Origin of the sequence: Streptomyces sp. NPDC048521 (assembly GCF_043199855.1) — a bacterium.
GTDB lineage: Bacteria > Actinomycetota > Actinomycetes > Streptomycetales > Streptomycetaceae > Streptomyces.
Genome location: NZ_JBICWR010000033.1, coordinates 49,890 through 56,813, shown reverse-complemented (window position 1 = coordinate 56,813; position 6,924 = coordinate 49,890). Strand labels below are relative to the sequence as shown.

The following is a 6,924-nucleotide window of genomic DNA, read 5'->3' as shown; positions in this document are numbered from 1 at the left end:
CGGCTCGATCCGGTCCCACATCGCATCAGTGATCACTAATCGGACAGGCATATCCGATCAACTGACTTACCGACCAAAGAGACACGCGCTAGTCGCCCTACGGTGGCCGGGCCCGACCGGAACGCGGGCGGGTCAGGGCGTGGCCGCCATGCCTTCGAGTTGCGTCGAGTCGATCTCCTTGCGGGAGGAGATTCCCAGCTTCGCGAACACCTTGCGCAGATGCCATTCGACCGTGTGAGGGCTGAGAAACAGCCGGGCGCCGATCTCCGGGTTGGTGAACCCTCCCTGGGCAAGTCGCGCGATCTCGACTTCTTTCGCGGTGAGAACCACCGGCGTCGCCGTGGCAGGTTTGCGAACCTTCACCCCCGCGGCCTGCAGCTCCCGTCGCGCGCGCTCCGCGAATGCCTCGGCCCCGGCTTCGCTGAGCATCTCGTGTGCCTCGCTCAGCCGGGAACGGGCCTCCGCCCGTCGCTGTTCCAGGCGAAGCCACTCACCGTAGCGAAGCCGCGCCCGGGCGCTGTCCATCCGGGCCTCCGCCGTGTCGAGTTGCTCGATCGCTTCCCGGTGCAGGCCGTCGGCGGCCTGCCCCTCGCTCACCAGGGCACGAGTGGCGGCGGATATGCCGAGCGCCCAGGCGGTCCCGCTGACCTGGGCCATCTCCTCGATCGTCCGCACAGCCTCGGCCGCACGCGCGGTACGCCCCAGTCGTACGGCCGCTTCGACGAGTTCCACCCGGGACTGGAGGGACAGTCCGAGTTCCTGCGGGTTCTCGCATCCACGCTCGGCGCAGGCGTAAGCCTCCTCGTATCGGCCGAGGCCGTTGTAGAGGACCGCCTCCGCCCACTGGGTTGCCGTTGTCACCTTGCCCTCACCCCGCAGGAGACGGTCGTGCGTGACGGCCTCGATGGCCTGCCGGGTCGTGGACTCCCGTCCCTTGAAGGGCTCCACGACGAGTGCTCCGTAGTGCGCGAAGAAGCTGCTGCCCGTGGCCTCACCGATCGCGTTCGCTTCCACGGCAAGGGAATCGGCGCCGCGGAGGTCGCCGGCGAACACCCGGTTGGACAGGCGCAGAAGGAGGGCCGAGGGGAGCACGGCGAGCGCTCCATTGCCGCGGGCGAGGTCGACCAACCGTGCCGAGAGCTCGGACCAGGCGGCGAAGTCCCAGGTGCTGTGTGCCATGCGGCACACGAGCGGAAGCCACCCCAGACCGTCCTCCTGTGAGAGCTCTTCCGTGCGGAACGCGGCCACGGCCTTCATGAGGATCGGGGCGCCCACGGAGTAATCCTCGGTGATCACCCGGGCGAGACCGGTCAGGAGGAGTCCCTCGCGGCTCGCGGTGTCGACGTGGCCCGGCGCGCTCAGCACCGCCTCGGCGACGTCGCGGACCCCGCCCGTGGCCAGCCGGCCCGCGGTCAGGGCCGCGTAGATCGCGTCCCGGTAGGTCTGACCGGCAAGGTCGGAGTCGAACGGCTGGAGCCGCTTGGCCGCTTCGAGCAACAGCGGCAGTCCGGCGCCGGCACTCTTGGCCGCAGACGTGATCTGTCCCCGCAGCAGGGTCGCCTGTCCGGCTTCGACCTCGTCGAGGTGGCTCAGTTCCGCCGCATCGACCAGTTCCCGCGCAGCGTCGAAGGCTCCCGCCTGGTATTTGGCCTGCGCCGCGGCCAAGGCCCTGGCTCCGCGGCGTACGGGATCCGGGGTCAGTTCGGTGGCTCGGTGCAGGAAGGCCGCCGCCGCCGCGATTCCGCCGCGCGCCTGCGCCCGCCCGGCGGATCCCTCCAGTTCGGCGGCCACGGCCTCGTCCGGTCCCATCGTCGCGCTCGCCAGGTGCCATACGCGGCGTTCGGGATAGAGCCTCGCGTCGATCGAGTCGGCCAGAGCTCTGTGCACGCGCCGCCGCTCCTCGAAGCCGACGGCGCGATACGCCGCGGACCGGACCAGCGGATGGCGGAAGCGCACCCAGGTGCCGAGCGTCATCAGACCGGACGCCTCGGCGTGGGTCACGGCGGTGTCCACGGAGATTCCCAGGCGCTCGGCAGCCTGTCGCAGCAGGGCCACGTCACCGACCGGCTCGGTGGCGGCGATGAGCAGCAATTGTTGCGCCTCCACCGGAAGCGACTGGATCCGGCGCAGGAAGCCCGCCTCGATCTGGCTGGACAGCGGCCGGGCCTCGGGCCCGGCGAGTCCTCCGGCCATGTCGACGGCGGTCAGGCCTCGCGGCAGCTCCAGCAGGGCCAGCGGATTGCCGCGGGTCTCGGCGACGATGCGGTCCCGCACACGCTGATCGAGCGGGCCGGTGACGACGGAGTCGAGGAGTCTGCGGGATTCGTGCTCGTTCAATCCACGCACCACGAGCTCCGGCAAGTCGGCGAGGATCTCGCGGGAGCCGGACTCGCGGACGGCCAGGACGAGCAGAACGGATTCGGCGAGCAGCCGGCGAGCGACGAACTCCAGAGTCTGGGCCGACACCCGGTCCAGCCACTGCGCGTCGTCGACCAGGCAGAGCAGCGGCTCGTCGCCGACGGCCCCGGCGAGCAGGCTCAGGGTGGCCAGGCCGACCAGAAACCGGTCGGGCGCAGCTCCGACCTGCATCCCGAACGCTGTGCGCAGTGCGTTGCGCTGCGGTTCGGGAAGATCATCGAGATGGGACAGCAGCGGAGCGCAGAGCTGATGCAACCCGGCGTAGGAGAGCTCCATCTCGGACTGCACGCCGGCCGCCCTGACGACGCGGCATCCGGTAGCCCGGTCGAGCAGGTGGTTCAGCAGCTCGGTCTTCCCGATCCCCGCCTCACCACGCACCACCATGACCCCGCTTCGCCCCGCCCTGGCCCGGGCGAGGAGGTCATCGAGAACCTGGCACTCCTGCCGGCGTCCGATGAGCCCGATCCGTGCTCCGTCCCTCGCCATGGCAGCCTCCCCGCCGCCACGATACCCCGGCATTCAACGTCCGCGCGCCTGTCTCAAACTCGCCGCTCTTCGTTTCACGGCGGGCGCGATCCGCTCCTGTCCGTTCCCGTTCCGTCATCCTCTGTTTCGCCCCGCTCGTGGCCCTGACGTCGGCAGGGCTCGCCGAGGGGCGATGCGACTGTGCGGAACGAGCAGCAGCGACACCGTTCGGCACTCGCGCACCGGCCAGGGCGCGGTGGCCGGAAGCCGCTGCGAGGACGTGCGCGGCAAACCCGGTGACGCGTCGGTGGATCAGGCCACCGATCCCACGAGGACTGCCGTGCACACGAACGTCACCACGGTGATCAGGGCCATGGCGATCAGGGTCCCTCGCAGCCATCGCCCGAACCGGATGTGGTGCGCCGCCTCGGCTGCGCCGACGCTGTCGGCGATGTGCTTCGTCACCATGCGGGCCACGTGCTTCTGCTCCTCGAGATACCACAGCTCGATATCCCTCTTCTGCTCATGGGTCAGCCCGTCCGTCTGTGCGGTGAAGGCGGCCACACGCCGGCGAGCAGCACTGAGATGAGCCTCCCGGTACAGATAGGCCTCTATGTCGACCAGCCCACGAGCGGCCTGTTTCTCCGTGTTCATGATGCGCTCCCAGAGTCGGTGGCCCGGCGCTCGGAACCCGGACCGGGCTGCGGGGTCGCGCGATGACTCGTGCACCGCGCACTTCGCGTCGGTTTACCCATAAGTGGGACCTGAGGTACCGGCCACGTGTGACAGTGTGCGCCGGATTTCGGTACTACGGGCCGACGGGGTCCTCGGGTGATGAACGGTGCCTGGAGCAATCAGGCGCCGAAGAGGAAATTGCCGGGCACCCGGCGGGCGACGGCCGTCGGCACGTGCCTTCGCCGCGCCTGCGGGCGGCCGACCGCGCATTCGATCGGCCACCCGACGGCCCGGTGCGCAGACCGCTCAGCCGGTCGCCTGCGCCGCCTCGTCGATCAGGCGCGCGACGTCACCGGGACGCGCGACGCTGACCGCGTGGGAGGCGGGAACGCTCACCGCGGTGGCCTTCGCGCGCTCGGCCATGAAGGTCTGCACCTGCGCCGGGATGTTCCGGTCCTCGGTGGCCACGAGGACCCACGACGGGATGTTCTTCCACGCCGGGGCGGAGGCACCCTCCGCCAGCGCGGCATCGGCCACGGGTCGCTGGGTGGCGGCCATGATCGCCGCGGTCCCTTCCGGGACGTCGGCGGCGAACTGCTGGTGGAACTTGCTCTTCTCGATGTAGAGATCTGCCACCTGGCTACCGTCGGCCAGTGTGACCGGCACCGGGTGGAGCGCCTCCCCGAGGGTGCTGCCCGGGAACTTGCCGGACAAGGTGATCGCGCTCTCGCCTTCGTCCGGCAGGAAGGCCGCGACGAAGACGAGCGCCTTGACGTTCTCGAGTCCCGTCGCGGCATTGCTGATGACCGAGCCACCGTAGGAGTGGCCGGCCAGGACCACAGGGCCGTCGATGGAGGCCACGAGTTGTCTGACGTACGCGCTGTCTCCGGCCAGTCCGCGCAGCGGATTGCTCGCGGCCATCACCGAGTAGCCGTGGGACTGGAGCTCGTCGATGACGCCGTTCCAACTGGAAGAGTCCGCGAACGCGCCGTGGACGAGGACGATGGTCGGCTTCTGTGCACTCATGAGAGTGGCCTTTCAATTTGCCAGTGAAATACGCGCGTCATCGGGCGTACGACCGTACTGAAGCGCAGGGGTTCCGATTCTCGGCATCGACGGACGGACCGCATTCCGGTGGCCGCCGGACATCACGAATTCCCGTCCGCGCGTCACTGCCGATATGCCTGGAACTCTCCCCGGAATTGCCGCGAGAGGGGGTCAGTCGGTTCCCAGGGCCTTGCGCAGGACGTGGACGGCCTGCTCGATCGCCGCGGTCGAGGCCTGAGTTCCGCGAACCGGGTTCAGCATCATGAAGTCGTGCAGGGTGGCGTTGTAGCGGATGCTGGTGGTCGCCACGCCGGCCTGGATCAGCTTGCGGGCGTACGCCTCGCCCTCGTCGCGCAGTACGTCGTTCTCGTCGACCACGACGAACGCCGGCGGCAGCCCCTGAAGGTCCTCCAGGGTCGCGCGCAGCGGGGAGGCCGTGATCTGGTCCCGCTCGGCCGGGTCGGTGGTGTAGGCGTCCCAGAACCACTCCATGGCCTTCGCCGTCAGGTGCGGGCCGTGGGCGAAGGTCCGGTAGCTCCCGGTGTCCTGCCCCGCGTCGGTGACGGGGTAGTACAGCGACTGGTGCAGGAAGGTCACGTCGCCGCGCCGCTTGGCCATGTGAGTGAGGGCGGCGGTCATGTTGCCGCCGACGGAGTCACCGGCGACGACCATGCGGGAGCCGTCCAGACCTTCTTCGGCGCCCTTGGTGGTGACCCACTGGGCGGTGGCGTACGCCTGCTCGATGGCGACGGGGTACTTCGCCTCCGGGGAGCGGTCGTACTCGACGAAGACCAGGGCCGCCTCCGCGCCCACGGCCAGTTCACGCACCAGACGGTCGTGGGTGCCGGCGTTGCCGAGGATCCAGCCGCCGCCGTGCACGTAAAGGATCACAGGCAGGACCCCGGTGCTGCCGACGGGCTTGATGATGCGTACCCTCACGTCGCCGACCTGGGCGGGGACGGTGATCCACTTCTCGTCCACGTCGAGCTTCTCGACCGGCCCGGACTGGACATCGTCGAGCAGCTTACGGGCGCCCTCGACACCGAGTTCGTACAGCAGCGGCGGCTTGGCGGCCGCGTCGGCGAATTCCTGCGCGGCGGGCTCGAGAATGGTGTCACTCACGGCATGCTCCTTGAGAGGTGGTGGATTACGGAAGGCTTTCCACCTCATGAGACCGGGCCGGGAGCCGATGTGTGACGCGCCGGGGAGAACTGCTCGGAAATCGCTCACCGGCCACGGCATTTCTCGAGCGGATCCTGCGCCAGGCCGAGCCCGCTGCTCCGGCGTTGCTAGTCAGAGGCCACCTGGGTGGGATCGGTGGGCCTCGGCAGCAGGAAGCCGTCGACATACAGATCGACATGTTCGTTGTAGAACGCGGTCAGCCCGGCGATGCGGTTGGCGTGGATGGTCGGCATGTCGTACATCCAGGCGATGTCCTCGTGGGAGGCGGTGTCGCTGTCGAACGACCAGTAGCTGCTCGTCGTCCCCTTGTAGGGACATCGGGTCACCGTGTCGGAGTGCCGCAGCCTGCTCCAGTCGATGTTCGTGCGGTCGAGGTAGTAGCGGGTCGGTAGGCCGGTCTCGAACAGCTTCACGCAGGTGGGGGCGTCCGCCAGCACGACACCGTCCAACTCGACTCGGACGCTGCTGCTGGAACGCAGGGCGTCCACGCGGGAGTAGGGGCTCCGGGGATGGACGAAGACCGGCTCGTCCTCCTCGAACCAGGAGTCCAGCGCCTCCCACTCGAAGCGCACGGTGTCGTGCAGGGGCCCCGGGGCGCCCTCTCCCCAGACCCACGCCGCCCCCGCACGGACCTCTGATCCGACCTGCAAGGTGTGACGGTGCGCGGGGCCGGCACCGAGTTGCTCCGTGTGCTTGTCGTCGTGGAGCACGCCGTCCACCAGGTCCTCGACCGGGATGCTGAACTGGGGGTACGCCTGCCATTCCCACACGTACAGCGCGCGGCGGGTATCGAAGACGACACGGCCGCCGATCATTCCGCGGATGCGGCGCGGTACGGGCTCGACGTGCCCGATCGGGACGATGAGGCTGGGGTGCAGGACACTTTCGGTTGCCATGGTGATCACCTTGAATTCGCTGATGGTGCGCTCGCTGTACCCGGTGTCTGCGGGCTCAGGACGACCGCGCTCACTCGGGCCGACGGCCCTCACCTACTCGTTCGATGCTATCGGCTGTGCCCGGCGGCGGTCCTCGGAAGGCTGGGTGCGACCACAAGGTGTCGTCACACGGTGTTCCAGATCGGCGTGGTGCACCGATCCGGACCGCGGCCCGGTCCGGCGGGAGGGGAATCGACGACCG

5 protein-coding genes are annotated in these 6,924 nt (G+C 69.1%); all 5 read right to left on the bottom strand.

The features are described 5' to 3' along the window. Nucleotides 1-132: 132 nt before the first annotated feature. Nucleotides 133-2,904 carry an ATP-binding protein gene (locus ACGFRF_RS40250; RefSeq protein ID WP_393748875.1) on the bottom strand — a complete coding sequence of 924 codons (2,772 nt, stop codon included), beginning with the start codon at nucleotides 2,902-2,904 and terminating at the stop codon, nucleotides 133-135. A gap of 291 nt (nucleotides 2,905-3,195) precedes the next feature. After that, nucleotides 3,196-3,537: a hypothetical protein gene (locus tag ACGFRF_RS40245; RefSeq protein WP_393748874.1), complete on the bottom strand. Its 342-nt coding sequence runs from the start codon at nucleotides 3,535-3,537 to the stop codon at nucleotides 3,196-3,198. A gap of 327 nt (nucleotides 3,538-3,864) precedes the next feature. Further along, nucleotides 3,865-4,584, bottom strand: a complete 720-nt coding sequence (locus ACGFRF_RS40240) for an alpha/beta fold hydrolase (RefSeq protein WP_393748872.1) — start codon at nucleotides 4,582-4,584, stop codon at nucleotides 3,865-3,867. A 192-nt stretch (nucleotides 4,585-4,776) separates the two neighbouring features. Beyond that, on the bottom strand, nucleotides 4,777-5,727 hold the full coding sequence (locus tag ACGFRF_RS40235) for an alpha/beta hydrolase (protein WP_393748870.1): 951 nt from the start codon (nucleotides 5,725-5,727) through the stop codon (nucleotides 4,777-4,779). Between the two features lie 167 nt (nucleotides 5,728-5,894). Next, nucleotides 5,895-6,683: a DUF427 domain-containing protein gene (locus tag ACGFRF_RS40230; RefSeq protein ID WP_393748868.1), complete on the bottom strand. Its 789-nt coding sequence runs from the start codon at nucleotides 6,681-6,683 to the stop codon at nucleotides 5,895-5,897. Nucleotides 6,684-6,924: the final 241 nt, after the last annotated feature.

What these genes read in the sequence shown, in the direction of transcription:
- ACGFRF_RS40230 (WP_393748868.1), bottom strand. Translation starts at nt 6,683, where the DNA reads ATGGCAACCGAAAGTGTCCTGCACCCCAGCCTCATCGTCCCGATCGGG.
- ACGFRF_RS40245 (WP_393748874.1), bottom strand. Translation starts at nt 3,537, where the DNA reads ATGAACACGGAGAAACAGGCCGCTCGTGGGCTGGTCGACATAGAGGCC.
- ACGFRF_RS40240 (WP_393748872.1), bottom strand. Translation starts at nt 4,584, where the DNA reads ATGAGTGCACAGAAGCCGACCATCGTCCTCGTCCACGGCGCGTTCGCG.
- ACGFRF_RS40250 (WP_393748875.1), bottom strand. Translation starts at nt 2,904, where the DNA reads ATGGCGAGGGACGGAGCACGGATCGGGCTCATCGGACGCCGGCAGGAG.